The sequence below is a fragment of the Roseococcus sp. SDR genome, from assembly GCF_019083995.1.
Lineage (GTDB): Bacteria > Pseudomonadota > Alphaproteobacteria > Acetobacterales > Acetobacteraceae > Roseococcus.
In genome coordinates, this window is record NZ_JAHRCU010000003.1 from 86,114 (window position 1) to 108,280 (window position 22,167).

Annotated in this window: 22 protein-coding genes and 1 tRNA gene; 16 read left to right on the forward strand and 7 right to left on the reverse strand. The window is 68.3% G+C overall.

The window, feature by feature from the left end; all coding sequences use genetic code 11:
• The first annotated feature begins 16 nt into the window (after positions 1-16).
• Positions 17-976 carry a tripartite tricarboxylate transporter substrate binding protein gene (locus KTR66_RS04370; protein WP_213610830.1) on the forward strand — a complete coding sequence of 320 codons (960 nt, stop codon included), beginning with the start codon at positions 17-19 and terminating at the stop codon, positions 974-976.
• Positions 977-985: 9 nt separating this feature from the next.
• On the opposite strand, the gene KTR66_RS04375 is transcribed toward KTR66_RS04370, so the two are convergent.
• Genes KTR66_RS04375 through secG form a run of 4 tightly spaced genes read right to left on the reverse strand, consistent with a single transcriptional unit; the run spans position 986 to position 4,142 of the window.
• A complete protein-coding gene (locus KTR66_RS04375; RefSeq protein ID WP_213610832.1) occupies positions 986-1,318 on the reverse strand; it encodes a hypothetical protein in 333 nt (110 codons plus the stop codon).
• Positions 1,319-1,321: 3 nt separating this feature from the next.
• The gene (gene kdsA / locus KTR66_RS04380) at positions 1,322-2,137 is read right to left on the reverse strand and encodes a 3-deoxy-8-phosphooctulonate synthase (RefSeq protein ID WP_213610834.1); all 816 of its coding nucleotides are present in this window, start codon (positions 2,135-2,137) and stop codon (positions 1,322-1,324) included.
• A complete protein-coding gene (locus tag KTR66_RS04385; protein ID WP_213610836.1) occupies positions 2,137-3,771 on the reverse strand; it encodes a CTP synthase in 1,635 nt (544 codons plus the stop codon). Before KTR66_RS04385 ends, kdsA begins: the two co-directional genes overlap by 1 nt.
• Positions 3,772-3,830: 59 nt before the next feature.
• Positions 3,831-4,142 (reverse strand): preprotein translocase subunit SecG, encoded by a 312-nt coding sequence (gene secG, locus KTR66_RS04390; protein ID WP_213610838.1) that lies wholly within the window; start codon positions 4,140-4,142, stop codon positions 3,831-3,833.
• A gap of 93 nt (positions 4,143-4,235) precedes the next feature.
• Here secG and KTR66_RS04395 point away from each other — a divergent pair, with 93 nt between their 5' ends.
• The 5 genes from KTR66_RS04395 to KTR66_RS04415 are packed head-to-tail and all read left to right on the forward strand — an operon-like array spanning position 4,236 to position 8,754.
• Positions 4,236-5,225: a LysR substrate-binding domain-containing protein gene (locus tag KTR66_RS04395; protein ID WP_213610840.1), complete on the forward strand. Its 990-nt coding sequence runs from the start codon at positions 4,236-4,238 to the stop codon at positions 5,223-5,225.
• Between the two features lie 26 nt (positions 5,226-5,251).
• Positions 5,252-6,226: a VOC family protein gene (locus KTR66_RS04400; RefSeq protein WP_371819022.1), complete on the forward strand. Its 975-nt coding sequence runs from the start codon at positions 5,252-5,254 to the stop codon at positions 6,224-6,226.
• Entirely contained in the window at positions 6,223-6,942 is a 720-nt protein-coding gene (locus KTR66_RS04405) for a PIG-L deacetylase family protein (RefSeq protein ID WP_213610842.1), read from the forward strand. Before KTR66_RS04400 ends, KTR66_RS04405 begins: the two co-directional genes overlap by 4 nt.
• Positions 6,942-7,775 carry an ABC transporter substrate-binding protein gene (locus KTR66_RS04410; RefSeq protein WP_213610844.1) on the forward strand — a complete coding sequence of 278 codons (834 nt, stop codon included), beginning with the start codon at positions 6,942-6,944 and terminating at the stop codon, positions 7,773-7,775. The genes KTR66_RS04405 and KTR66_RS04410 overlap by 1 nt, the downstream gene beginning before the upstream one ends.
• 13 nt (positions 7,776-7,788) lie before the next feature.
• Positions 7,789-8,754 (forward strand): tripartite tricarboxylate transporter substrate binding protein, encoded by a 966-nt coding sequence (locus KTR66_RS04415; protein WP_213610846.1) that lies wholly within the window; start codon positions 7,789-7,791, stop codon positions 8,752-8,754.
• 10 nt (positions 8,755-8,764) lie between these two features.
• Here KTR66_RS04415 and hemF read toward each other — a convergent pair whose 3' ends face one another.
• The gene (gene hemF, locus KTR66_RS04420; protein ID WP_213610847.1) at positions 8,765-9,679 is read right to left on the reverse strand and encodes an oxygen-dependent coproporphyrinogen oxidase; all 915 of its coding nucleotides are present in this window, start codon (positions 9,677-9,679) and stop codon (positions 8,765-8,767) included.
• 208 nt (positions 9,680-9,887) lie between these two features.
• Here hemF and petA point away from each other — a divergent pair, with 208 nt between their 5' ends.
• The 6 genes from petA to KTR66_RS04450 all read left to right on the forward strand — a co-directional run bounded on the left by petA (position 9,888) and on the right by KTR66_RS04450 (position 16,579).
• The gene (gene petA, locus KTR66_RS04425; protein WP_213610848.1) at positions 9,888-10,448 is read left to right on the forward strand and encodes a ubiquinol-cytochrome c reductase iron-sulfur subunit; all 561 of its coding nucleotides are present in this window, start codon (positions 9,888-9,890) and stop codon (positions 10,446-10,448) included.
• A gap of 76 nt (positions 10,449-10,524) precedes the next feature.
• Positions 10,525-11,811 carry a cytochrome b/b6 gene (locus tag KTR66_RS04430; protein ID WP_213610849.1) on the forward strand — a complete coding sequence of 429 codons (1,287 nt, stop codon included), beginning with the start codon at positions 10,525-10,527 and terminating at the stop codon, positions 11,809-11,811.
• A gap of 3 nt (positions 11,812-11,814) precedes the next feature.
• Positions 11,815-12,588, forward strand: coding sequence for a cytochrome c1 (locus KTR66_RS04435; RefSeq protein WP_213610850.1), 774 nt, complete (start codon positions 11,815-11,817; stop codon positions 12,586-12,588).
• Between the two features lie 125 nt (positions 12,589-12,713).
• Complete coding sequence (locus KTR66_RS04440; protein WP_213610851.1) at positions 12,714-13,916, forward strand: pyridoxal phosphate-dependent aminotransferase; 1,203 nt, start codon at positions 12,714-12,716, stop codon at positions 13,914-13,916.
• Positions 13,917-14,084: 168 nt separating this feature from the next.
• Complete coding sequence (gene fusA / locus KTR66_RS04445) at positions 14,085-16,166, forward strand: elongation factor G (RefSeq protein ID WP_213610852.1); 2,082 nt, start codon at positions 14,085-14,087, stop codon at positions 16,164-16,166.
• A gap of 266 nt (positions 16,167-16,432) precedes the next feature.
• The gene (locus tag KTR66_RS04450) at positions 16,433-16,579 is read left to right on the forward strand and encodes a hypothetical protein (protein ID WP_213610853.1); all 147 of its coding nucleotides are present in this window, start codon (positions 16,433-16,435) and stop codon (positions 16,577-16,579) included.
• A 5-nt stretch (positions 16,580-16,584) separates the two neighbouring features.
• Here KTR66_RS04450 and KTR66_RS04455 read toward each other — a convergent pair whose 3' ends face one another.
• Together KTR66_RS04455 and KTR66_RS04460 are read right to left on the reverse strand one after the other, a co-directional pair.
• On the reverse strand, positions 16,585-18,147 hold the full coding sequence (locus tag KTR66_RS04455) for an ABC transporter substrate-binding protein (RefSeq protein WP_213610855.1): 1,563 nt from the start codon (positions 18,145-18,147) through the stop codon (positions 16,585-16,587).
• Positions 18,144-19,610 (reverse strand): M81 family metallopeptidase, encoded by a 1,467-nt coding sequence (locus KTR66_RS04460; protein ID WP_213610857.1) that lies wholly within the window; start codon positions 19,608-19,610, stop codon positions 18,144-18,146. The genes KTR66_RS04455 and KTR66_RS04460 overlap by 4 nt, the downstream gene beginning before the upstream one ends.
• A gap of 123 nt (positions 19,611-19,733) precedes the next feature.
• Between KTR66_RS04460 and KTR66_RS04465 the strand changes: the two genes are divergently transcribed.
• The 4 genes from KTR66_RS04465 to KTR66_RS04480 all read left to right on the forward strand — a co-directional run bounded on the left by KTR66_RS04465 (position 19,734) and on the right by KTR66_RS04480 (position 22,162).
• A complete protein-coding gene (locus tag KTR66_RS04465) occupies positions 19,734-20,687 on the forward strand; it encodes a tripartite tricarboxylate transporter substrate binding protein (RefSeq protein WP_213610859.1) in 954 nt (317 codons plus the stop codon).
• A 5-nt stretch (positions 20,688-20,692) separates the two neighbouring features.
• Positions 20,693-21,628, forward strand: coding sequence for a tripartite tricarboxylate transporter substrate binding protein (locus tag KTR66_RS04470; protein ID WP_213610861.1), 936 nt, complete (start codon positions 20,693-20,695; stop codon positions 21,626-21,628).
• Between the two features lie 61 nt (positions 21,629-21,689).
• Positions 21,690-22,013: an ETC complex I subunit gene (locus KTR66_RS04475; RefSeq protein WP_213610863.1), complete on the forward strand. Its 324-nt coding sequence runs from the start codon at positions 21,690-21,692 to the stop codon at positions 22,011-22,013.
• Positions 22,014-22,085: 72 nt separating this feature from the next.
• Positions 22,086-22,162, forward strand: a tRNA-Arg gene (locus KTR66_RS04480).
• The last annotated feature ends 5 nt before the right edge of the window (positions 22,163-22,167 follow it).

Here is a 22,167-nt window from a genome sequence, read left to right on the forward strand (position 1 = left end):
TACCCGGAGGAATCCCATGACACCCATCATGCGGCGCGCGCTACTCGGCGGCTTGCTGGCCACGCCTGCCCTGGCGCAATCCGGCTGGCCCGAACGACCGGTGCGCGTGGTCGTTCCCTTCGCCCAGGGCGGGCCCATGGATCTCATCGCGCGGCTTTCCGGCGAACATTTGCGCGGCGCGCTGGGCCAGCCCTTCGTGCCGGATTTCCGCACGGGCGCTGGCGGCAATCTCGGCGCGCAGGCCGTGGCCCAGGCCACGCCAGACGGCCAGACGCTGCTCGCCACCATCGACACGGTGATGACGGTGAACGCCACCCTCTATCCCCGTGCCGGCTTCGACCCGGTGCGGGATTTCACGCCGATCGGCCTGCTGGCCCGCATGGCGAGCGTCGTAACGGTGAACGCCGCCTTGCCGGTAACGGATCTCGCGGGGCTGGTGGCCCTCGGCAAGCAACGCCCCCTCACCTATGGTTCGGCAGGCGTCGGCGTGCCCGCGCATCTCTATGGCGAGTATCTCCGCCTCATCACTGGCGCGCAGCTGGAGCACGTGCCCTTCCGCGGCCTCGGCCCCGCCGTGACCGAGCTGGTTGCGGGCCGCATCGACATCGTCGTCGCCCTCATGCCCGGCGTCGCGGCGCATGCGGCCGAAGGGCGTCTGCGCGCGCTGGCGGTGACGGGCGGCCGGCGCTCGCCCTTCATGCCGGAGGTGCCCACCCTGTCCGAGACCATCGCCCCGGGCTTCGACACCGGCACCTGGTTCGGCCTCTATGGCCCGCGCGGGCTGCCGCCCGAGATCACCCTGCGCCTGAACCAGGAACTCGCCCGCTTCGCCGGCAGCGCCCCGGTGCGCGAGCGACTGGCGCAGCTCACCTTCGAGCCCGCGACGGCCACGCCCGAGGAATTGACGCAGCTCCAGGCGCGCGATGCGGCGAGCTGGGCGCGCATCATTCGCGAGGCGGGGGTTCGGGTGGAATAGGCGGGGCGGTCAGTCGCTGCTGCTGCCGCCTTCCCCGCCATTGTCCCCGCTTTCGCTGGCCGGCGTCGCCTCGCCCGTGCCGGGCGGGTCGGACCAATCCACCCGGACCCGCTCGCGCGGCGTGCCATCGCGCAGCGGGTCCCATGGCGTGCCGGGATCGGTGGGCGGGGGTGCGGCAGGGTCATCCGGGCGCAGCCAGGTCACGATGCCATAGGCCATCGCTGCGACAGCCGCGCCGGTTACGCCCATCGGCAGCCATTCCCCCGCGAGGAGGGACAGCACGAAAAGCCCGAGGAAAACGGCGCCGAAGCTCCCGAGGATCAGCACCCCGAGGAGGCGCATGCCTCAGCCCTTGCTGAGCTGGTCGAAGGCCTTGAGGCGCGCGATCAGCGCCGGCATCTCCCGCAGCGGGATCATGTTCGGGCCATCGCTCGGCGCCGCATCCGGGTTCTCGTGGCACTCGATGAAGACGGCGGCGACACCCACGGCGACGGCGGCGCGTGCCAGCACGGGCGCGAATTCGCGCTGCCCGCCGGAGGAACCGCCCTGCCCGCCCGGCTGCTGCACGCTATGCGTCGCATCATAGACCACGGGGTAGCCCGTCTCGGCCATGATCGGCAGGCTGCGCATGTCCGATACCAGCGTGTTGTAGCCGAAGCTCGCCCCCCGCTCGCAGAGCAGGATGCGCTGGTTGCCGGTGGACGCGATCTTGGCGGCCACGTTCTTCATGTCCCAGGGCGCCAGGAACTGGCCCTTCTTCACATTCACCGCGGCCCCCGTCTCGCCGGCGGCGAGCAGCAGGTCGGTCTGGCGGGAGAGGAAGGCCGGGATCTGCAGCACATCCACCGCCTCGGCGGCGGGGGCGCATTGCTCGGCGGTGTGGACATCGGTCAGCACCGGCAGCCCCGTGCGCTCCCGCACCTCGGCCAGGATGGCGAGGCCTTCGGTGAGGCCGATGCCGCGCGCCGCGTTCACGCTGGTGCGGTTCGCCTTGTCGAAGGAGGATTTGTAGATCATCGGCACGCCCGCCTCGCGCGCCATGGCGGCGATGGCGTCGGCCATCTCCAGCGCATGCGCCCGGCTCTCGATCTGGCAGGGGCCGCAGATGAAGGCGAGCGGGCGCGTCTGCCCGATCACCAGGTCCCGGATGGTCACATCCATCAGACGAGCCTCGCCTGGCGCACCGCGGCCCCCACGAAGCCCGCGAAGAGCGGATGCGGCGCGAAGGGCTTGGACTTCAGCTCCGGGTGGAACTGCACGCCGATGAACCAGGGATGGTCCGGATATTCCACGATCTCGGGCAGCAGCCCGTCGGGCGACATGCCGGAGAAGCGCAAGCCGGCCGCCTCCAGCCGCTCGCGATAGGCGACATTCACCTCGAAGCGATGACGGTGGCGTTCCTCGATGCGGTTGGCGCCATAGACGCTGCACACGAGCGACTCATCGGCCAGCACGGCGGGATATGCGCCAAGGCGCATGGTGCCGCCGAGGTCGCCGCTCGCATCGCGCTGCTCGCGTTGGTTCCCGCGCACCCACTCGGTCATCAGCCCCACCACCGGCTCGGCGCAAGGGCCGAATTCGGTGCTGGAGGCCGCCGGGATGTTGAGCAGGTTCCGCGCCGCCTCGATCACCGCCATCTGCATGCCGAAGCAGATGCCGAGGAAGGGGATCTTCTTCTCGCGCGCGAACCGCACCGCCTGGATCTTGCCGCCCGTGCCGCGCTCGCCGAAGCCGCCGGGGACGAGGATGCCATGCACCCCATCCAGCCGGCGCATGACCTCGCCCTCCTCGCGCTCGAAGATCTCGCTATCCACCCAGTCGAGCTTCACGCGCATGTTGTGCGCGATGCCGCCATGGGCCAGCGCCTCATTCAGCGACTTATAGGCGTCGAGCAGGCCGGTGTACTTACCCACCACGGCGATGGTCACCTCGCCCTCGGGGGCCGTGATGCGCTGCACCACCCGCTCCCAGGCGGAGAGATCGGGCTCGCCATAGATCGAGAGGTTGAAGTGACGCAGCACCTCGCGATCAAGGCCCTCGCGGTGATAACTGCCCGGCACGGCATAGATGCTGCTCGCGTCATAGGCCGGGATCACGCTCTCGGGGCGGACGTTGCAGAAGAGCGCGATCTTGCGGCGCTCATTCTCCGGGATCGGCCGGTCGCAGCGGCAGAGCAGGATCTGCGGCTGGATGCCGACGCCGAGCAGTTCCTTCACCGAGTGCTGCGTGGGCTTGGTCTTCAACTCACCGGCCGACGGGATGTAGGGCACCAGCGTCAGGTGGACGAAGAGGCTGCGCGTCGGGCCCAGCTCGTTCGCGAGCTGGCGGATGGCTTCCAGGAAAGGCAGCGACTCGATGTCGCCCACCGTGCCTCCGACCTCGACCAGGATGAAATCGTAATCATCCGTGCCGGCGACGACGGCTTCCTTGATGGCGTCCGTGATGTGCGGAATCACCTGGACGGTGGCGCCCAGATAGTCGCCGCGCCGCTCCTTTGCGATCACCTCGGAATAGAGGCGGCCCGTGGTCCAGTTGTCCGCCTTGTTGGCATGCACGCCGGTGAAGCGCTCGTAATGGCCGAGGTCGAGGTCGGTCTCGGCCCCGTCATCGGTCACGAAGACCTCGCCATGCTGGTAGGGCGACATCGTGCCCGGGTCCACGTTCAGATACGGGTCCAGCTTGCGAAGCCGGACGCGATAGCCGCGGGCCTGAAGGAGTGCGCCAAGGGACGCTGCCGCGATGCCCTTGCCAAGCGAGGAAACCACGCCACCGGTGATGAATACGAACCGTGCCATGGGAGGTCGTCATAGCCACTTCCGTGGCCGTGTCACACCCCCCTAAATCGCAGGGCTGATCAGTTCGTCGGAACCGCGGGCAGCGCAGGCGCGGTCGGCGCGATCACGGGGGCCGGCGCGTCGAGGATGGAGCGGTTCACCGCAGTGCCGCGGTCCAGCAGGGCCAGGATCAGCGCCAGGACGAAGAAGATGGTGCCCAGGATGGCCGTGGTGCGCGTCAGCAGGTTGGCCGTGCCGCGCCCGCCCATGAAGGAGCCCATGCCCTGCGAGGAGCCGATGCCAAGCCCGCCGCCCTCGCTGCGCTGCACGAGGATGACCCCGATCAGCGCCAGGGTGACCAGCAGGAAGATGATGGTGAGGATGGTGGACATGATGGCGCCCCGCATAGCCCGGCGCGCGCCGGATGGCTAGCGCGGAAGCGCGCCACCCTGGCTGGCCATGCGGATTCTTGATAGCTTTCCGCCATGCGCCGCCATCTCGACCGCCGCCTGAAGCTGCAATGGCTGCGCGTCATCGACGCGGTCGAGGCGCAGGGCAGCCTGCTGCGCGCCGCCACGCGCCTCGGCCTCGGCCAGCCGGCGCTGACCCGCAGCCTGCAGGAGGCCGAGCAGGTGATCGGCGCCCGCCTCTTCATCCGCCACGCCCGCGGCGTGCGCCCCACCGAGGCCGGCCTCGTCATCACCCGCCTGGCCCGCCGTGTCCTGGCCGAGCTGCATCGCGCGGAGGAGGCGCTGGACCACCTGGCCGGTGCCCAGTTGGCCGTCGGCGTCCTGCCGGTGGCCGCCGTCGGCGTGCTGCCCGGCGCCCTGATCCGCCTGAAGCAGAGCCGGCCCGACATCCAGCTTCGCCTCCAGCAGGGCCGCATGGAGGAGCTGCTGCCCCTGCTGGCGGCCGGCGAAATCGATCTGATCCTCGGCCGCCTCTACCCGCCCCCCACCCCGGACGGCTTCCTGCGCGAGGCGCTGTGGGAGGAGCCCATTTCCTTCCTCGCCCGCCAGGGCCACCCGCTCTTCGGCCGGCCCGTGACGCGCGAGGCGCTCTCCGGCTGCGAGCTGATCCTGCCCACGGTCAGCCAGCGCGTCGGCCTCGAGATCGACGAACGCCTGGCGGCGCTGGGCCTCACCACCGAGGCGCCCCTGCGCTCCAGCAGCTACGGCTTCATCCGCGAGATGCTGCTGGCGAGCGACATGGTCGCCGTCATGCCGCGGCTGATGATGGTGGGGGATCTGCTGCGGGGCGCGCTCGGCGTGCTGCCGCTGGCCGAGGAAGCCCCGCCCCGCCCCGCCGGCCTGATCCTGCCCGCCGACCGCCCTCTGCCGGAAGCCGGCCAGGCCTTCGTGGCGGCACTGCGCGCCCATCTCGCCGAGATCGCGGCGCAGGGCCTCGCCCCTATTCCCGATGCGAATAGCTCACGCCGCAAAATCCATAGGACAGCGCGCCCGCGCCCCGGCTAGAAGCAAGGCGTCAAGGGAGAGAAACAGTGGAACCGGCCGAACCCATCATGGATGTGGCGCATCTCGGCCATATCGAGCTGCTGACGCCCAAGCCTCAGGAAAGCCTGGCCTTTTTCCGTGACATCCTGGGCATGACGGTCAGCGGGACCCAGGGTGACAGCGTCTTCCTGCGCGGCTGGGATGATTACGAGACCTATTCCCTGCAACTCACCGCGGCGAAGACCTCCGGCCTCGGCCACGCCGGCTGGCGCACCCGCAGCCCCCAGGCGCTCGCCCGCCGCCTCGCGGCACTGCGCGCCGATGGGGTGGAGGTGACGACCTTGGAGGGCAGCAGCTTCGGCCATGGCGCCGCCCACCGCTTCCGCGACCCGGACGGGCATATGGTGGAGCTCTACCACGACACGACCTGGTACGAGGCCCCGCCCGAACGCCGCCCCGCGCTGCGCAACCAGGCCGAGCGCTACCCCGCTCGTGGCGTGAATGTCCGCCGGCTTGACCACTATAATTGCCTCGCCGTGGATGTCGCCGCCTGCCGCGAATTCTTCCAGCGCAACCTGGGTCTGCGCTGCACCGAGCGGATCGTGTTCGACAATGGCGTCGAGATGGGGATGTGGCTTACCGCCACCAACAAATCCTACGACGTGGCCTATGGCCGCGAGGCGAACGGCGTGCATGGCCGCCTCCACCACATCACCTTCGCACTGGACAGCCGCGAGGCCATCCTCCAGGCCGCCGACACGTTCCTGGATGCCGGCATCCCCATCGAGAACGGCCCGCACAAGCACGCCATCCAGCAGACCTTCTTCCTCTATGTGGTCGAGCCCGGCGGCAACCGCATCGAATTCGCCCATTCCGGCGCCCGGCTTGTTCTGGCGCCCGATTGGAAGACCATCACCTGGAGCCAGGCCGAGCGGAACAAGGGCCAGGCCTGGGGACTGCAACTCTCCGACAGCTTCCGCACCTACGCCACGCCACCTTTGCCTGAGAAGAACAAGTCATGAGCAAGCCCACCGCACTCGTCATCTCCGCCCATTCGGCCGATTTCGTCTGGCGCGCCGGCGGCGCCATCGCGCTGCACGCCGCCGCCGGCTTCGAGGTGACCGTGGTCTGCCTGAGCTATGGCGAGCGCGGCGAAAGCGCCAAGCTGTGGCGCCAGCCCGGCATGACGCTGGAGCGCGTGAAGGCCGAACGCCAGAAGGAGGCGGAGGCCGCGGCCAAGGTGCTCGGCGTCCATGACCTGCAATTCTGGGATTTGGGCGACTACCCCATCACGCTGGAGCGCGAGAGCCTGTTCCGCATGGTAGATGTGATGCGCGCCATCCATCCCAAATTCATCCTGACGCACAGCAAGGAGGATCTCTACAATTGGGATCACCCGGCCGTGACGGATTTCGCGCAGCACGCCCGCATCACGGCCCAGGCGCATGGCCATAATCCGGGCCAGAAGGTCCTGGGCGCCCCGCCCGTCTTCCTCTTCGAGCCGCACCAGCCCGAGCAGTGCAACTGGAAGCCCGATGTGCTGCTCGATATCGGCCCCGTCTGGGCCCAGAAGCGCGCCGCCATCGAATGCATGGCGGGCCAGGAACACCTCTGGGAGTACTACACCCGTGTCGCCCAGCAGCGCGGCGCCCAGGCCGCCCGCAACAGTGACAAGAGCATCACCTGGGGCGAGGGCTATGCCAGCGTCTTTCCCCACGTCGTCGAACGGCTGGTGTAATGCGCCTCTCGGCCGCGATCGGCACCTATCCGCACACCGCGGCGCTGCTCGACGGCACCGTGACGGACCCGGAGGTGGCGCTCGACTGCGCCCCCTTCCCCAATATCAGCCGCGCCTTCGCGCCCATGGTACGGGAGGGGCGCTTCGAGGTGAGCGAGATGGCCATCGCCACCTGGCTCCAGGCCTGGGCGCATGGCAAGCCGATCCTCCTCCTGCCACGCGTGCTGGCGGCTCGCCTCCAGGAGGGCTCGCTCTTCTGCCGCGCCGATTCCGGCATCCGTGGCCCCGAAGATCTCGCCGGCAAGCGCGTCGGCGTGCGCGCCTATAGCCAGACCACCGGCCTCTGGCTCCGCGGCATCCTGCAGGATGCGCATGGCGTGGAGCCCGAGAGCGTGCATTGGGTCACCTTCGAGGACCCGCATGTCGCCGAATGCCAGGACCCGCCCTTCGCCACACGCGCCTCCGCCGGCAGCGACATGGTGAAGATGCTGGAAGCTGGCGAGCTCGACGCCATCATCTCCGGCGCCGATGCGCCGACAGGCGATTGGCTGCGCCCCGTCTTCCCCGATGCGGCGGCAGCCGGGGCCGAGTTCATCCGCCGCCACGGCTTCACCCCCATCAATCACCTGCTGGTCATCCGAGCCGACCGCGCGGCCCATGCCGCCGCCGTGCTGCGCCTGATGGATGCAGCCGGCGAGGCCCCGCAGCGCGGGCGCGTCGCCATGATGCCGGCCATCGCCTTCGCCGCCTGCCACGCCGTCCGCCAGGGCCTCATCCCCCGGGCACCGACTCCTGAAGAAATCTGGGCGGGCCTGCCGCCGGACATCGCCTGAAGGAAACGAACCCATGCACCTGCCCCGCCGCGGCCTGATCGCCGCCTCCCTGGGCCTCGCCGCGCCGGCCCTGGCTCAGGAGGCCTATCCCTCACGCCCGGTGACCGTCATCGTCCCCTGGGGTCCGGGCGGGCCGACCGATGCCTTCGCCCGGGTGCTGAGCCAGCGCCTGTCGGCTGACCTCGGCCAGCCCTTCCCGGTGGACAACCGCGTGGGGGCCAATGGAACGATCGGCATGGCCGTCGCCGCCCGCGCCCGGCCCGACGGCTACACCGTGGTGATCGCGCCCAACAGCACCTACGCCGTGGCGCCACACCTCTACCAGCTGCCCTACAACACCGAGCGCGACTTCGTGGGCGTGGGCCTGCTGGTCTCCATGCCCATCTTCATGTTGGTGCATCGCAGTTCGCCGGCCACCACGGTCGCGGAATACGTCGCCCTGGCCCGGCGCCCAAATGCCCGGCTGACCTATGCCAATGCGAGCGTGGGCGCCACGTCTCACCTCGCGACCGAGATGCTGCTGCAATCGGCCGGCATCGAGGTGCTGGAAGTCGGCTACCGGGGCGGCGGCCCGGCCGTGCAGGCGGTCGTGGCGGGCGAGGCCGGGATGGTCTTCATGCCCGCCGCGGCGGTGATGGGCTTCATCAACTCCGGCGAGTTGCGGGCGCTGGGCGTCGCTTCGGCCACGCGCAGCCCTCTCGCGCCCAACGTCCCCACCTTCCGGGAGCAGGGCTTCCCGGATGTCGAGATCGTCGAGCATGTCGCGATGCTGGCGCCAGCGGGCACGCCGCCCGCCATCCTGGAACGGCTGAACGCCGCCAGCCGCGCCGCGCTCCGCGCCCCCGACATCCAGCCCCGCCTGGATGCGCTGGCGGTGACGGCCGAGACCCGGCCGCTGGCCGAATGGGGCGCCTATGCTTCGGCCGAGAGCGCCAAATGGGGCGCGGTGGTCCGCAGCCGGAACATCCGCATCCAGTAAGGGCGGATGGCTACCAGGCGGCCTCCGGCGGCAGGCTCATGAGGATGGCTTCGACATTGCCGCCGGTCTTGAGGCCGAAGATCGTGCCGCGGTCGTGCAGGAGGTTGAACTCCACATAGCGGCCGCGGCGCAGCAGTTGGTGCTGCCGCTCCTCCGGCGTCCAGGCCTCGTGCATGCGGCGCCGGACGATCTCGGGATAGGATTCAAGGAAGGCGCGCCCGACATCCTGGGTGAAGGCGAAGTCCAGCTCCGCCCCCCGCCCCGGCGTCCGGTCGCCCAGCCAGTCATAGAAGATTCCGCCCAGGCCGCGCGTCTCGCCCCGGTGCGGCAGGAAGAAATACTCCTCGCACCATTGCTTGAAGCGCGGGTAGTAGCTCGGGTCGTGCTTGTCGCAGGCGCGCTGATAGGCCGCGTGGAAGAAGGCCGCATCCTCCAGGCTCTCGGGCGAGGTCAGGTTCATCGGCGTGATGTCGCCCCCGCCGCCGAACCAGGCGCGGGTGGTCAGGATGAAGCGGGTGTTCATATGCGCTGTCGCCGCGCGGGGCGAGCGCGGGTGCGCGACCAGGGAGATGCCAGTGGCGAGGAATCGGGGGTCTTCCTCCGCGCCGGGGATCTGTTTGCGAAATTCGGGGCTGAACTCCCCATGGACGGTCGAGATGTTCACGCCGACCTTCTCGAAGACGCGGCCGCGCATCAGGCCCATGGTGCCGCCGCCGCCCTCGGGGCGCTGCCAGGGCGTATAGGTGAACCGCCCGGCCGGGAGCTCAGCATGGGGGCCGCTCTCGAGCGCGTCTTCCAGGGATTCGAAGGCGGCGCAGATCCGATCGCGCAATTCCGCGAACCAAGCCTCGGCGGGCTTCGCCAGCGGATGGGCCAGGGGAGGACGATTCGGGGCGGGGTTGGGGGCGGTTTGGGCTTCGTTCATGAAGGGAGCCTATCACCAAGTCCCGCGGCGGCCAGCGGGGGGAATTTCCCCTGGCGATTGCGCCTTCTTAAGGCCGGGCGTGGTTGCCAGTTTCCGGAAGCATCCCTAATAGGCAGCAAGCTGAAGGTGGAGCGCAGGCAGAGGCTTGCGCGCCGCCTGTCATGGTGGGTTTCAGCCGGATGATCCGGCGGGGCAAAAGGTGGGCTGGATGGCGGACTCGATGGCATCGCAGGCGACGGGCGGGGGTACGGCCCCGGAGGTCACCAAACGCGATTTTCTCTCCCTGACGACGGCGGCCTTCGCCGCAGTGGGTGTCGGCGCAATCGCCTGGCCCTTCATCGGCTCGCTGGCTCCTTCGAAAGACGTTCTGGCTTTGGCCAGCACGGAGGTGGATCTCTCACCCATCGCCGTCGGCCAGAGCGTCACCGTGATGTGGCGCGGCAAGCCGGTCTTCGTGCGCAACCGGACGGCCGAGGAAATCCAGGCGGCCCGCGCCACCCCAATGAGCGAGCTGAAGGACCCCGCGACCGACCAGTCGCGCGTGCGCCGCGACCCCTGGCTGGTCGTGGTCGGCGTCTGCACCCATCTGGGCTGCGTGCCGCTCGGCCAGAAGTCCACGGATGCCAAGGGTGACTACAATGGCTGGTTCTGCCCCTGCCATGGCAGCCACTACGACACCTCGGCCCGCATCCGCAAAGGACCCGCGCCGACCAACCTCGTGGTCCCCGACTACACCTTCACCTCGGACCGGGCGATCCGCATCGGCTGAGCATCATCGGGCGCGGGGTATGGTCCCACGCTGCCTCACTTCCCCACCCGGGGCTTTCAATTAGAGGACGAGCACCATGGCCAGCGGCCTGCACGACTCTCAGGTTACCAACCCGGTCCTGCGCTGGATCGACCAGCGCCTTCCGGTCGTCACCATGATCCAGAAAGAGTACGGGGTGTTTCCGACGCCCCGGAACTTCAATTATTTCTGGAACTTCGGCGCCCTCGCTATGATCAACCTGATGATCATGATCGCGACCGGCATCTTCCTCGCCATGAACTACACGCCGCACACCGCCTACGCCTTCGACAGCGTGGAGCGCATCATGCGCGACGTGAACTTTGGCTGGCTGATCCGCTACGTTCACATGAACGGCGCCTCGATGTTCTTCATCGTGGTCTATGTGCACATCTGGCGCGGCCTATACTACGGCTCCTACAAGGCGCCGCGCGAGCTGCTCTGGATGCTGGGCGTGGTGATCTTCCTGCTGATGATGGCGACCGCCTTCATGGGCTACGTGCTGCCCTGGGGCCAGATGTCCTTCTGGGGCGCCACCGTCATCACCAACCTGTTCAGCGCCATCCCCGTGGTCGGCCCGACCATCGTGACCTATCTCTGGGGCGGCTTCTCGGTGGACAACCCGACGCTGAACCGCTTCTTCTCGCTGCACTACCTCCTGCCCTTCGTGATTGTGGGCGTGGTGTTCCTCCACGTGGCCGCCCTGCACATCACGGGCTCCAACAACCCGCTGGGCATCGAGCCCAAGGGCCCGCAGGACACGCTGCCCTTCCACCCCTACTACACGATCAAGGACAGCGTCGGCATCGTGGTCTACCTGGCGGTTTTCGCGGCGCTGGTCTTCTTCGCGCCGAACTATCTGGGCCATCCGGACAACTACATCCCGGCCAACCCGCTCGTGACGCCCGCCCACATCGTGCCCGAATGGTACTTCCTGCCCTTCTACGCGATCCTGCGCGCGGTGCCGGACAAGCTGGGCGGCGTGCTGCTGATGGGCGGCGCCATCGTGGTGCTGTTCTTCCTGCCCTGGCTCGACACGTCGAAGGTGCGCTCGCTGCGCTTCCGTCCGATCACCCGCATCATCTTCATGCTGTGGACAATCAACTTCTTCGTCCTGATGTGGGTGGGCGCCAAGCCGGCCGAGCAGCCCTACGTGCTGATCAGCCAGATCTGCACCATGTTCTACTTCCTCTACTTCCTGGTGGTGCTCCCTGCGATGGGCCGCTTCGAAGTCGTGATGAAGCTGCCCGAGAGCATCTCCCGTGCCGTGCTTGGCGCCAAGGCTGACCTTGGTGGCGGGCCGCTCCCCGGTGGCGCAGCCGCCAAGCCGATGGAAAAGGCCTGAACCATGCGTATCCTCAAGGCTTTCGCCCTCTCCGCCGCCGTTGCCCTCCCCCTGGTCGCCAGCGCGCCCGCGCTGGCGGCGGGCTCCGGCCCGACGCCGCCGAACGCGCATTTCAGCTTCAACACGCTGTTCGGCACCTTCGACCGGGCGGCCGCCCAGCGCGGCTTCCAGGTCTATAAGGAGGTCTGCTCGGCCTGCCACGCGATGCGGCAGCTGTCCTATCGCAACCTGCTCGACCTCGGCCTCTCCGAGCAGCAGGTGCGTGAGATCGCGGCCAGCTTCACCGTGACGGATGGCCCGAACGACGAGGGCCAGATGTTCGAGCGCCCGGGCCGCCTCTCCGACCGCTTCCGCCGCCCCTTCCCCAATGAGCAGGCCGCGCGCGCCGCCAATAACGGCGCCTATCCGCCCGACCTCTCGGTGATGGTGAAGGCGCGTCCGGATGGCGCCAACTACATCCACGCGCTGCTGACCGGCTACACCGATCCGCCGGCCGGCATGGTGATGATGGATGGCATGAACTACAATACGTGGTTCCCGGGCCATCAGATCGCGATGCCGAACGTCCTGAACGACGACCAGATCGAATACGCCGACGGCACCAAGGCGACCGTGGACCAGATGTCCCGCGACGTGACCACCTTCCTCGCCTGGGCCGCCGAGCCCGAGACGGAGGCCCGCCGCGCCATGGGCGTGAAGGTGCTGATCTTCCTGACGATCCTGGGCGGCCTCGTCTATGCGGTGAAGCGCAAGATCTGGGCCGACGTGAAGCACTGAGCTTCGCGGAGCTGAATTCCGGAAAGGCCGTCCTTCGGGACGGCCTTTTTTTGTTGGGGGCGCCCGGGTTGAAACGCCCCCGTCACGGGAATAGGGTCCGGCCGCAGTTTCAGGACCGGACAACCATGAACCTCACCGCCGATCGGCTCGACAACATCTCCCCCTCCCAGACCATCACCATCACGGCCAAGGCCCGCGCCCTGAAGGCGGCCGGTCGCGACGTGATCAGCCTCTCGGTCGGCGAGCCCGATTTCGACACGCCCCAGAACATCAAGGACGCGGCCATCGCCGCCATCCAGCGCGGCGAGACGAAGTACACCGACGTCTCGGGCACCATGGAGCTGCGCAAGGCGGTCGCCGCCAAGTTCAAGCGCGACAATGGCATCGAGTACAAGCCGGAAGAGATCATCGTCACCACCGGCGGCAAGCAGGTGATCTTCAACGCGCTGCTGGCGACCATCAACCCGGGCGATGAGGCGATCATCCCCACCCCCTGCTGGGTGAGCTACCCGGACATCGTGGCGCTGGCCGAGGGTGTACCCGTCTTCGTGCCCTGCGGAATGAATTCCGGCTTCAAGATGTCGGCTGAGCAGCTGGAAGCCGCGATCACGCCCAAGACCAAGTGGCTGATCCTGAACAACCCCTCCAACCCGACGGGTGCCGCCTACAACGCCGAGGAGCTGAAAAAGCTCACCGATGTGCTGCTGCGCCACCCCAATGTCTGGATCTTCACCGACGACATCTATGAGAAGCTGGCCTTCGACGGCTTCAAGCCCGCCACCATCGTGGAGGTCGAGCCGCGCCTGCGGGACCGCACCATCACGATGAATGGCTGCTCCAAGGGCTATGCCATGACCGGCTGGCGAATCGGCTTTGCCGGCGCCCCCCTCGCCCTCATCAAGGCGATGGACAAGCTGCAGGGCCAGAGCACCAGCAACACCAGCAGCATCAGCCAGGCCGCCGCTGTCGAGGCGCTGAACGGCCCGCAGGACTCCGTCGCCGCCATGGGCAAGGTGTTCGAGCGCCGCCGGAACCTCGTGGTGGAGATGCTGAATCAGGCCCCCGGCCTGCGCTGCCACAAGCCGGAGGGCGCCTTCTACGTCTATCCCTCGCTGAACGCCTGCCTGGGCAAGACCACCAAGGGCGGCCGCAAGCTGGAGACGGACGCGGATTTCGTGGAGGCCCTCCTGGACGAGGAGGGGGTGGCCGCGGTCCACGGCTCGGCCTTCATGTTCCCGGGCCATTTCCGCATCAGCTATGCCACGGATGACGCGACGCTGGTGGAAGCCTGCACCCGCATCCAGCGCTTCTGCGCCGGGCTGAGCTGAGGCAGGCCCCCGGCCCCGCGTCCGGCGCAAGCCGGCCCCGCAGGGCAGCGCTTGCAAATTCCCGCGGGAGAGGGCATCTCCCGCTGCACTGATTTATCCCGATCGCAAGACCTAGGGGCAGGCGGCGCCAAATGGGCGCTGACCTGCCTTGCCGCATGGAGGCCTGACGTGGCTCATTCACCGCTCGAGAAGATTCGCAATATCGGCATCACCGCGCATATCGACGCGGGCAAGACGACGACGACCGAGCGAATCCTCTACTACACCGGCAAGAGCCACAAGATCGGCGAGGTGCATGACGGCAACACCACGACCGACTACATGGAGCAGGAGCGCGAGCGCGGGATCACCATCACCTCCGCCGCCGTGACCGCGATGTGGAATGACAACCGCATCAACATCATCGACACGCCCGGCCACATCGACTTCAACATCGAGGTGAACCGCTCGCTGCGCGTGCTCGACGGCGCGGTCTTCATCATCGAGGGCGTGGCCGGCGTGCAGCCGCAGTCCGAGACCAACTGGCGCCTCGCGGATCGCTACAACGTGCCGCGCATCATCTTCATCAACAAGCTCGACCGCACCGGCGCCGATTTCTACAAGGCCGCGGCGACGCTCACCGAGAAGCTCGGCATCAACTGGGTGGCGCTGCAGCTGCCGATCGGCATCGAGGACCAGCTCAAGGGCGTCGTGGACCTCGTCGAGATGCGCGGCATCACCTGGCAGGGCGATGAGCTGGGCGCCAAGTTCGAATACGGCCCGATCCCGGCCGACCTGGCCGACAAGGCCGCGGAATACCGCCAGAAGCTGCTCGACACCGTCGTTGGCGTCGATGAGGCGGCGATGGAAGAGTATTTCGAGAAGGGCGACGTCTCGGTCGAGACGCTGAAGAAGTGCATCAAGAAGGGCACCATCTCGGGCGAGTTCCGCCCGGTGCTCTGCGGCTCCGCCTTCAAGAACAAGGGCGTGCAGCCGCTGCTCGACGCCGTGATCGACTATCTGCCGAGCCCGGTGGACGTGGAAGGCATCAAGGTCGCCCCGGAGGAAGGCCAGGATGAGAATTCCGAGCGCCGCATCATCCCGGTGAAGACGGACGGCCCCTTCGCCGGCCTCGCCTTCAAGATCATCAACGACAAGTACGGCAACCTCACCTTCGTGCGCGTCTACTCGGGCGTGCTGCGCCAGGGCGACATGGTCATGAACACGACCAAGGGCCACAAGGAGCGCATCGGCCGCATGTTCCAGATGCACGCCGACAAGCGCGAGGAGATCAAGGAAGTCGTCGCCGGCGACATCGCGGCCTTCGTGGGCCTGAAGGACACCGGCACGGGTGACACGCTGGCCTCCGCCGAGGACCCGGTGGTGCTCGAGCGCATGGCCTTCCCCGTGCCCGTGATCGACATCTCGGTCGAGCCCAAGACCAAGGACGCGGTGGAGAAGATGTCCATCGGCCTCGGCAAGCTGGCGGGCGAGGACCCCTCGCTGCGCGTGAAGACCGACCAGGAGACCGGCCAGACCATCCTCTCCGGCATGGGCGAGCTGCACCTCGAGATCATCGTCGATCGCCTGCGCCGCGAATACAACGTGGACTGCAACATCGGCGCCCCGCAGGTGGCCTATCGCGAGACCATCACCAAGGCGCACACCGAGACCTACACCCACAAGAAGCAGTCGGGCGGTTCGGGCCAGTTCGCCGAGGTGAAGGTCACCTTCGAGCCGCTGGAGCGCAACACGGGCATCGAGTTCGTGAACGCGGTCGTCGGCGGTGCGGTGCCGAAGGAATACATCCCGGCGGTGGACAAGGGCATCCGCGTCCAGGCCGACACCGGCGTGCTCGCCGGCTTCCCGACGGTGGACTTCAAGTTCACCCTCTCGGACGGCAAGTACCACGACGTCGATTCGTCGGCCCTGGCCTTCGAAATCGCCGCCAAGGCCTGCTTCCGCGAAGGCATGAAGAAGGCCGGCCCGGTCATCCTCGAGCCAATCATGGACGTGGAGGTGACCACGCCGCAGGACCACGTCGGTGACGTGGTGGGCGACCTCAACCGCCGCCGCGGCGTGATCCAGAACCAGGACATGGCCGGCACCTCGGTCATCGTTCGCGCGCATGTGCCGCTGAAGGAGATGTTCGGCTACATCTCCAACCTGCGTGGCATGACGAAGGGCCGTGCGTCCTTCTCCATGCAGTTCCACCATTACGACCCCGTCCCCCGCAACGTGGCGGACGAGATCATGAAGGCGGCGGGCTAAGCCCTTCCCCTTCTCCGGAACAGGCCGGCCAGGGAAACCTGGCCGGCCTTTTTCATGCCGAGCCTCAGGCTCGATCGGCCGCACCGATCCCGCGCAACGCCTGAACCGAATGGCTGCCCGGGCCGCGTCTCCATAGCGTGTCCGTCATGGCGAGGGGATGCGCCCGGCCAGGAGTTCCCACCGCAACAAAGCGGCGCGCTCTTTGCCGGTCGTCAACCCAAGCCCGCCCAGGATGATCCCACAGGCCCGCCCCTGATCGAGGGGCCATGACGGAGTTCGGTATCATGTCCAGCAGCAGCCACAGCCATGGCGGCGGTCTCGCCCTCACCCTCCTGCGCTTCGGCGTGCTGGCCACGGCCGGCATCTTCGTCGGCGTGGTCGCCCATGTGATGTGGCGGCTGGTCTCGGGCTGAGAGCCTCAATCTCCCCAGCGCGCCAGCCAGAAGCGCATGCGCCCATCGGCCGAAGCGGGCATGTCGAGCTGCCGGCGCATCGCGACCACCATCGGCTCGCGATAGAGCGGCATCGTCCAGAAGGCGCGCCGCTCCATCATGAAGGCCTCGGTCATGAGCGCGGTGCGGCGCACGGGGTCCATCTCGGTCGAGGTGCGCAGGATCAAGGCGTCGAAGGCCGCGTCCGAGACGCGGCCCGCATTCCAGCTTCCACTGCGCTGGTTCTTGGTGTGCAGCACGTTATTCAGGATGGAGAAGCCGTCCAGCTGCGGGGTATTGGCCCAACCCAGCAGGAAGATATCGCTCTGATGGTTCAGGAAGCGCGCCATATAGGCCGGGTAGCGATAGACATTGAGGTTCGCACGCACGCCGATCCGCGCCCACATGGAGGCGATGGCACGGCAGACGCGCTCGCCATTCACGAAGCGGTCATTGGGGCATTCGAAGCCGATGGCGAACCCGTCCGGATATCCCGCCTCGGCCAGCAGGCGCCGCGCCGCGGCCGGGTCGTAGGTGACGCGCGGCGTGGCCAGCGCCGCGTCATAGCCGCCGATCTCGGGCGCGATCAGCGTATGGATGGGCTGGGTCAGGCCGCGCATCACGCTGCCGGTGATGGCTGGCACATCCACCGCCCGCGTCAGCGCCTCGCGCACCCGCACATCAGCCAGCGGGTTGCGCGGCTGCCCATCGACCTGATGGTCGGGTGCGACATTGAAGCCCAGGAACATCACGCGCAGATCCTGCGCCTCCACCACACGGATCGTCCCCGTCGCGCGAAAGCGGTCGAGATCCTGCAGCGGCGTCGGCGTGATCACGTCAAGCTGCCCACCGAGCAGGCCCGCGACGCGCGTCGCATCATTGGCGACAGGCGTGAAGATCACGCGCTGGAGGTTGTGCGTCGGCCGGTCCCACCATTCGGGGAAGCGCTCCAGCACCGTTTCGGCATCGGGCGTGCGCGAGACCAGGCGGAAAGGGCCGGTGCCGTTGGTATTCTGGCTCGTGTAGGCGGTGCGGCCGCGCGCCGGGTCGGCCGGCAGCAGCGCGTCATGGCGCGTCATCCAGGCTTCGGAGAGGATGGAAATGCCGGCCAGGTCGTTGATCAGCACGGGATAAGGCCCGCGCAGCAGCACATCCACCGTCCAGGGACCGGATTGCACCACCTCGCGGATCATGTGCGTGACCGAGGCATAGGGCGAATTGGGCACCGAGGCGCGCTTGAGCGAGGCCACGACATCGGCTGGCGTCATCGCGCTGCCATCGTGGAAGCGCACGCCCTGGCGGATGGTGAAGCGGTAATGGTCGGGCGCGACCACCTGCCAGGCGGTGGCCAGCGCCGGCTCGAATTGCAGGTTGCGGTCATGCCGCACCAGGCTTTCGTAGATGTTACCGAGCAGCGCGGCATTGGCCGTGCTGAAGGCGCCATGCGGGTCCATGGTTGAGATCTCGCCATTATTGCCCCAGCGCACGGTCTGCGCGGACGCAACGATCGGCGCCGCCAGCAAGGCGAGCGCGGTGAGGAAGCGGATCATGCGTTGCTCCTGTCCAGCGGGAAGATCGGGCGGCGCACGCGGCGCCAATCGAACTGCGCGAAATCGAGGCTCGCCACCCCGGGGCCATGGCAGGCGATATCCGCCACGGCGAGCGGCCCGAAGGCCGGGATATGGTTGGTCTTGGCCTTGAGGATGACGTAGCGGAAGCGCGTCGGCTCCAACCCGAAATGCCGGTATTGCAGCGGGTCCAGCCCCTCGACGCGGCCCTCGCTGACCAGCAGCGTCAGCCGCGGCGTCTCCAGCACCGCGCAGCGGCCCAAATCCACGGGCATGCCGGTGAAGACCGGCCCCTCCACGGTGAAGCGCCCGATGGCGAGGCTCTTGACCACGCCGGTCAGGCTGAGCGGTCGCAGCGGTTCCTTGAGCGCCGGCGAAGGCATCTTCCCGCCGATCTCAAGCGTGACCGTCGCACCGATGCCGGCCGCGATCATCGCCGCCACCGCCTCGGGGTCACGGATCGGGCCGGCCAGGATGCGATCGAGCCCCTGGTGCAGCGCCTCCTCGATCACGGCCATGCTGTCCATGGGCCCGCCCGAATGGCAGTTATCCGCCGTGTCGGCGAGGATGACGGTGCCCTCGGTGATGGCCGCGGCGCGCGCGATGGCGCTGGGCAGCGGTTCCAGCACCTGGGTGAATTCCTCCCGCAATGACCAGGCGAGGTCGCCCACGCGCGCCGCCGCGGCCTCGGCCTCCGCGCGGTTCTTGTGGGCGGTGGCGACGACGGTCAGCGCGGTGTCTGCCGTATCGGCCAGCGGAAAGCCGGTGAAGACGGTGCAGCAGGGCAGGCCCGCCGCCTCCTCGGCCCTGGCGGCCGCGATCAGGTGGGACATGGGCGGCTTTCTGGAAAGGCCACGCACCATGTCCGGCAGCATCGGCACGCGGTGCAGCACCGTCACGGGATCAAGCCGCCCTTCCAGCACGTCCCGTAAAAGGCGGCCGGCGAGGCGCCCCGTCTCGGGCATGTCGAGATGCGGATATGTGCGATAGCCCGGCATCACCGTGCAGTTCTCGACGAAGCGGGCGGTGATGTTGCCATGGCTGTCCAGCGCCGCGCCGATCGGCAGGCCAGGGCGCACATGGCGAATGCGGGCCAGCATCTCGCCCTCGCCATCCTCGTGCTCCTCCGCAACCATGGCGCCATGCAGGTCCAGCAGCATGGCGTCGCACTCAAGTGCTGCGGCGCAGAGGATCTCGCTGATCCGCTCGAAGGCATCGCGCGATACAGGGGCACTCGGCAGAGCGCGAGCGGCGATGGGGATGGTGACATGCGCGCCCATCGCCTCCGCCTCCTCGAGCAGGCCGGCCATGGCGTAACCCGAGTGCCGATAGGTGCGGTGCGCCGCCTCGCCCACCATGGGGCTGAAATCCTCCCAGCGCGTCGGCACGGGCGAGAAGGTATTGGTCTCGTGCTTGAACATACCGACAGCGAGGCGAAGACTCATCCGGCGGACTCCCATCTCAATGGACCGGACAAATATCGAAGCCCCTCCCCTCACCGGATGCAAGGGCGAAGCGTGGACAAATGCCCCGCTTTGGTGACATTCGGCAGCCGGAGGAAACGAACCATGAAGCGCCGCGCCGCCCTTGCCCTGCTTGCGACCCCTGCCGTGGCGCAGGCCCAAGGCGCCTGGCCGCTGCGCCCCGTGCGCATCATCGTCCCCTTCCCGCCCGGCGGCTCGAACGATGTGATCGCGCGGCCCCTGGCCGAGAAGCTGCAGCAGCGTCTCGGCCAGCCCGTGGTGATCGAGAACCGCCCCGGCGCGGGCGGCGCCATCGGCGCGGCACAGGTGGCGCAGGCGGCGGCCGACGGGCACACGCTCATGGTCACCAGCAGCAGCTTCGCCGCCTCGGCCGTCGTGCAGCGCACGCCTTATGATGCGATCACAAGCTTCGAGCCGGTTGCGCGCCTCGCCGTTGCCCCCTTCCTGGTGCTGACCAACCTGAACTTCCCCCCGCGCGACATCGCGGGCCTGATCGCCTATGCGCGCGCCAACCCCGGGCGCGTGGATTTCGGCAGTTCCGGCCCCGGCGGCATCAACCATTTCGTGACGGAATACTTCGCGCTCCGCGCCGGGATCAGGCTGAACCACGTGCCTTATCGCGGCATGCCGCCCGCGGTGACGGACCTCGTTGCCGGCCATATCCAGATGCTGATCACGACCATGGCCAGCGCCTCAGCGCCGATCCGGGACCAGCGGGTCCGGCTTCTCGCCTATGCCGGGCCGGGCGCACCGGCCGGCAGCCCTGCCGCGCCGACCGTGCGGCAGGCCACCGGCCTCGACTACGAGGCGACCATCTGGTGGGCCCTCTTCGGCCCCCGCGGCCTACCGCCTGATGTGACGCGCATCCTCAACGCCGCTGCGGCCGCAAGCCTGGCCGAACCTGACGTCGCCCGCGTCTACGAGGCTGAGGGCGCAACCCCCGCCCCCTCCACACCCGCCGAGTTCGCGGAGATCCTGCGCGCCGACATCGCCCGCTTCCGCGAGGTGGCGCAGGCAGCGAACATCCGCGCGGAGTGATCATCATGCGCCGCCGCACCCTACTCGCCGCCAGCCCCCTGCTGGCTAGCCCTGCCCTCGCCCAGCCGCGCACGCTGCGCCTCGTCGTCCCCTATCCGCCAGCCGGCAGCGCGGATGTGCTGGCCCGCGCCATCGCCGAGCAGATCACGGCGCTCGGCGGCCGCAGCGCCATCGTCGAGAACCGCGCCGGCGCATCGGGCACGGTGGGCGCGCTGGCGGTGGCTCGGGCGGCGCCCGATGGCACGACCATCCTGCAGGCCGATGGCTCGCCCATGTCCATCCTGCTGGAGGCGGGCCGCACCCAGTATCGGGCCGAGGATTTCGCGCCGCTGATGCGTCTTGCCACCTCGCCCTTCGTGCTGGCAACGCGGCCTGGCGGGCCGCTGGCAACGCTCCCTGAGATCATCGCCGCCGCCAGCGCCGCCCCTGGCCGCATCACCTACGCGACGCCCGGCGTGATGAGCTTCGCCCATGTCGTAGCCGAACGCTTCGCCGCCGCTGCTGGGATCGAGCTGCTGCACGTCCCCTTCCAAGGCACCGGCCCGGCGACCAGTGCCGTGCTTGGCGGCCAGGTGGACCTCATCCCCGTGCCGCCCGGCCAAGTGCTGGACCAGGGCGGCGGCGCCATCTTCCGCCCCATCGCCATCACCACTGAAGCGCGGCACCCGAGCATGCCCAATACCCCCACCTTCCGCGAGGCAGGAACTGACCTTGTCTTCCTCGGCTGGCGCGGGATTTTCCTGCCGGCTGCGACCCCGCGGGAGGCGCTGGTGGCGCTGGAGCAGATGCTTTGGCAGGCCATGGAAGGCCCGATCGTGACGGCCGCCATGCAGCGCCTGGGCGAAGCGCCGGCCCTGCTCGGCCCGCGCGACTTCGCGCTGTTCTGGGCCGAGGACCGCGCGGCGATCCGCGCCATCCTGCCGCGTCTGCCAAGGGAATAGCCCTCAACGCCGGAAGCGGCCTATCATGCACCGCACTTGGCCTGTTCAGGATCATCGCCGCATGTCGCTCATCAAAACCTCGGCCCGCATCTTTCAGCCGCCACGTTCGGCCATGCAGTCGGGCCGCGCGAATACCCATGAGTGGGTGCTGCTCTTCACGCCCCCCGTCCGCCCGCGCCTCGACCCGCTCACCGGTTGGATCGGCTCAGCCGACACGACGAAGCAGCTCCGCCTCACCTTCCCGACCCGGGAGGCGGCGGTCGCCTACGCGCAAGGCCAGGGCATCACCTATGAGCTGGAGGAGCCGGCGCGCGCGCGGGCCATCAAACCCAAGGTCTATGCCGATAATTTCCGCACCAACCGACCCGACAATTGGACGCATTAGCTCTGCCCGGAGGGTGGTTCAGCGTTTCGGCGATATCGCCTCAACGCAGCACGCTCCAGCCTCCGCGTTTCAGCGCCCTTAGCTCAGTTGGATAGAGCAGGAGCCTTCTAAGCTTCAGGCCGGTGGTTCGAATCCACCAGGGCGCGCCATCCAT

What these genes read in the sequence shown, in the direction of transcription:
- KTR66_RS04370 (WP_213610830.1), top strand. Translation starts at nt 17, where the DNA reads ATGACACCCATCATGCGGCGCGCGCTACTCGGCGGCTTGCTGGCCACG.
- KTR66_RS04375 (WP_213610832.1), bottom strand. Translation starts at nt 1,318, where the DNA reads ATGCGCCTCCTCGGGGTGCTGATCCTCGGGAGCTTCGGCGCCGTTTTC.
- kdsA (WP_213610834.1), bottom strand. Translation starts at nt 2,137, where the DNA reads ATGGATGTGACCATCCGGGACCTGGTGATCGGGCAGACGCGCCCGCTC.
- KTR66_RS04385 (WP_213610836.1), bottom strand. Translation starts at nt 3,771, where the DNA reads ATGGCACGGTTCGTATTCATCACCGGTGGCGTGGTTTCCTCGCTTGGC.
- secG (WP_213610838.1), bottom strand. Translation starts at nt 4,142, where the DNA reads ATGTCCACCATCCTCACCATCATCTTCCTGCTGGTCACCCTGGCGCTG.
- KTR66_RS04395 (WP_213610840.1), top strand. Translation starts at nt 4,236, where the DNA reads ATGCGCCGCCATCTCGACCGCCGCCTGAAGCTGCAATGGCTGCGCGTC.
- KTR66_RS04405 (WP_213610842.1), top strand. Translation starts at nt 6,223, where the DNA reads ATGAGCAAGCCCACCGCACTCGTCATCTCCGCCCATTCGGCCGATTTC.
- KTR66_RS04410 (WP_213610844.1), top strand. Translation starts at nt 6,942, where the DNA reads ATGCGCCTCTCGGCCGCGATCGGCACCTATCCGCACACCGCGGCGCTG.
- KTR66_RS04415 (WP_213610846.1), top strand. Translation starts at nt 7,789, where the DNA reads ATGCACCTGCCCCGCCGCGGCCTGATCGCCGCCTCCCTGGGCCTCGCC.
- hemF (WP_213610847.1), bottom strand. Translation starts at nt 9,679, where the DNA reads ATGAACGAAGCCCAAACCGCCCCCAACCCCGCCCCGAATCGTCCTCCC.
- petA (WP_213610848.1), top strand. Translation starts at nt 9,888, where the DNA reads ATGGCGGACTCGATGGCATCGCAGGCGACGGGCGGGGGTACGGCCCCG.
- KTR66_RS04430 (WP_213610849.1), top strand. Translation starts at nt 10,525, where the DNA reads ATGGCCAGCGGCCTGCACGACTCTCAGGTTACCAACCCGGTCCTGCGC.
- KTR66_RS04435 (WP_213610850.1), top strand. Translation starts at nt 11,815, where the DNA reads ATGCGTATCCTCAAGGCTTTCGCCCTCTCCGCCGCCGTTGCCCTCCCC.
- KTR66_RS04440 (WP_213610851.1), top strand. Translation starts at nt 12,714, where the DNA reads ATGAACCTCACCGCCGATCGGCTCGACAACATCTCCCCCTCCCAGACC.
- KTR66_RS04450 (WP_213610853.1), top strand. Translation starts at nt 16,433, where the DNA reads ATGACGGAGTTCGGTATCATGTCCAGCAGCAGCCACAGCCATGGCGGC.
- KTR66_RS04455 (WP_213610855.1), bottom strand. Translation starts at nt 18,147, where the DNA reads ATGATCCGCTTCCTCACCGCGCTCGCCTTGCTGGCGGCGCCGATCGTT.
- KTR66_RS04460 (WP_213610857.1), bottom strand. Translation starts at nt 19,610, where the DNA reads ATGAGTCTTCGCCTCGCTGTCGGTATGTTCAAGCACGAGACCAATACC.
- KTR66_RS04465 (WP_213610859.1), top strand. Translation starts at nt 19,734, where the DNA reads ATGAAGCGCCGCGCCGCCCTTGCCCTGCTTGCGACCCCTGCCGTGGCG.
- KTR66_RS04470 (WP_213610861.1), top strand. Translation starts at nt 20,693, where the DNA reads ATGCGCCGCCGCACCCTACTCGCCGCCAGCCCCCTGCTGGCTAGCCCT.
- KTR66_RS04475 (WP_213610863.1), top strand. Translation starts at nt 21,690, where the DNA reads ATGTCGCTCATCAAAACCTCGGCCCGCATCTTTCAGCCGCCACGTTCG.